Origin of the sequence: Rhizobium sp. BK098, assembly GCF_014193155.1 — a bacterium.
GTDB lineage: Bacteria > Pseudomonadota > Alphaproteobacteria > Rhizobiales > Rhizobiaceae > Rhizobium.
On record NZ_JACHYY010000042.1, the window covers coordinates 1 to 2,449 of the forward strand.

Sequence of the window (2,449 nt, forward strand, 5' to 3'; positions counted from 1 at the left end):
CAACGCCGATCCTCGCTTCTCGAAGTTCACCGGCACCATCACCATGACGAAGCCGTTCGAAGTCGCGGACCAGCATTTCGAGATCAATTCGATCGCCACCGGGCAATATTCCCCCGACAATCTGTTCGGGGCGGAGCAGATCTCGGCTGGCGGTTATTCCTCGGTGCGCGGCACGCGCGAGACCATGCTTTACGGCAATAACGGCTTCTTCATCCGCAACGATCTCGTCTGGCGGACGCAGCCATTTGCCGAGAATGCCGAACTGGCGAAGATCCTCGGAGAGTTCAGGCCCTATGTCGGTCTCGATTACGGGCGGATCGCCCGCCAGGCCCGTTACCAGATCGCAGGCGGCGACATGCTTGGCTGGACGGTCGGCGCCAAGCTCGCCGGCGGCAATGTCAATTTCGATATGGGTTATTCGGATGTCTTTGGTGGCACGGTCGACCGCCGCGACTCCGGGCTTCTTTTCGTAAGTACTTCAATACGTTGGTAAAAGTGTAACAGGGCAAGATCATGAATTTCGCAATGATGAAAAACCGAAAAGCTCCCGCGCTATCCACCGCAGTGCTTTTGAGCTGTTCAATCATGCTGTCGGGTTGTGGTGGCCGCGAGGCGCATCCGATTGCATCGACCAGTGTGGGTGATGCCGGGTTGGAGTGCAGCGGTATCAATCGCGAATTCGCCGCGAACGAACGCCAGATCCTGTCAACCGTCAAGGAGCGTTCGCAGGCCCAGGGCAAGAATGTCATCCTTGGCGCCACGGGCGTTCTTCTGTTCTGGCCGGCCCTGTTTTTCATGGATCCCAAATCGCCGGAGAAGATCGAGATCGACGCCTTGCGCAATCGCAATCAGGTGCTGACGGATCTTGCACGTTCGAGAGGGTGCGCGGCGCCGAAATCTCAATTGGGCGAACTTTACAAAAAACTCGACGGCGGTGTGAAAACCACCCCGGCCACAAGAGGCGGCTGAGGAGATGACGATGGATCTGCGCTTGATATCTGTAACCGGTGCCTTTGGGGCCAAGCTAATGCGATACATCTCCGGTGGTATCGCCCTTGTTCTCATGATGTTGCTCGCGTCGTGCGTCACGACGGACCCACGTCTTGTGGCTGCTCTTCAAAAGACCTCCGTGCGCGAAATCCGCATCGAGACGACGCCTGATCTAATGGCATTCCCGGAAGCGGATAAAAAGCTGGCGGAACAAGAGATGTCGGATGCGATCCGGGTGTTGCGGACGACAATGACAAAGCAGCTCGTCGGCCTGCCGGGCGGACCCGTATCGGGCCGTCTAGTTGTCACGTTGCATGTCTTTGACGTCAGCACGAAGAAGGCGCGTGTCATCGGGGGCCATGACAGTCGCATCGACGGGACGATCCGGCTGGAAAACGCCAAGACCGGTGAACTGATCGCAGCAGCCCAGAACATACACGGTGAAGACCTTTCCATGCGCGGAAGTGGCTATGGCGTCATTGTCGCGGTCGCCGTCAATGCGATGCAAACCTCCGGATCTCCTGAGGTTATGGCTCAGCGCCTTTCCGACTCGTTCACCGCCAACGTCAAGAAGTGGTTGTTGACGAAGAAATAGGGGGAGGCCGGCTCTGACGTCGACTTTACGAGAGGATTCGGTGTGAACGGCTCATGCCGATCACACAAGGATTGCTTCAGCCAAGGGCCGGAAACGCGTTGATCGCGCGGCCATGGGTGTGGTGATCGATCTGCAAGCTTTGGTTCAACTGCGGCAAATTCAGCGTGCCGCGCAGTCACCAGTAAAGGCGTGTGATGAGCAAGAAAATCGCATTGGTTGGATCAAGGCTTGCGGCTAAAGACGAGGACGTCGCGTTTGGTCTGCGAAGCCAGCTTCTGCGCCTTGGGCGACAGTTGCTTGCCGTCACTCTGAGCTTGCTTCTGTTTCTTCAGCCGGCAATTGCAAACGCGCAATCCGTTTCCGCGGCAGGATCTGTTCCCGCTGCCAACCAGCCGGGCGTTGGTGCAGCGCCCAACGGCGTGCCGCTGATCGATATCGTCACGCCGAACGCCGCCGGCCTCTCGCATAACAAGTACGACAACTTCAATGTTGGCACCCAAGGCTTGATCCTCAATAACTTCAAAGGCGAGCAGGGCATCTCGAACCTCGGCGGGGTGACGCCGGGCAATCCAAACCTCAATGCCTCGAACGCGGCTTCCGTCATTCTCAACGAGGTCACCTCAGGCAATCGCTCGGCGCTGAACGGCCCGACAGAAGTCTATGGCGGCAGGGCCGACGTCATCATAGCTAATCCGAATGGAATCACCTGCGCCGGCTGCGGTTTCATTAATACGCCGCATGCGACGCTGACGACTGGTGTTCCCACTATCGGCGCCGACGGAAGCCTGACAGGATTCACCGTCAATGGCGGCGATGTCACCTTCGAAGGCGCAGGCGGAAACTTTGCGGCTGCTCCTGGCGCTG

The 2,449-nt window shown here is 58.1% G+C and carries 4 protein-coding genes; all 4 read left to right on the forward strand.

Annotated elements, in window-relative coordinates; translation table 11 throughout:
* Window positions 1–493, forward strand: a 493-nt coding sequence (locus FHT73_RS29185) for a ShlB/FhaC/HecB family hemolysin secretion/activation protein (RefSeq protein ID WP_246712281.1), incomplete at its 5' end; no start/stop codon positions are given.
* 20 nt (window positions 494–513) lie between these two features.
* The gene (locus FHT73_RS29190) at window positions 514–969 is read left to right on the forward strand and encodes a hypothetical protein (protein ID WP_112611642.1); all 456 of its coding nucleotides are present in this window, start codon (window positions 514–516) and stop codon (window positions 967–969) included.
* A 58-nt stretch (window positions 970–1,027) separates the two neighbouring features.
* Window positions 1,028–1,585, forward strand: coding sequence for a hypothetical protein (locus FHT73_RS29195; protein WP_112611644.1), 558 nt, complete (start codon window positions 1,028–1,030; stop codon window positions 1,583–1,585).
* Window positions 1,586–1,779: 194 nt separating this feature from the next.
* The coding region (locus FHT73_RS29200) for a filamentous hemagglutinin N-terminal domain-containing protein (protein ID WP_183716536.1) at window positions 1,780–2,449 on the forward strand (670 nt) is incomplete at its 3' end.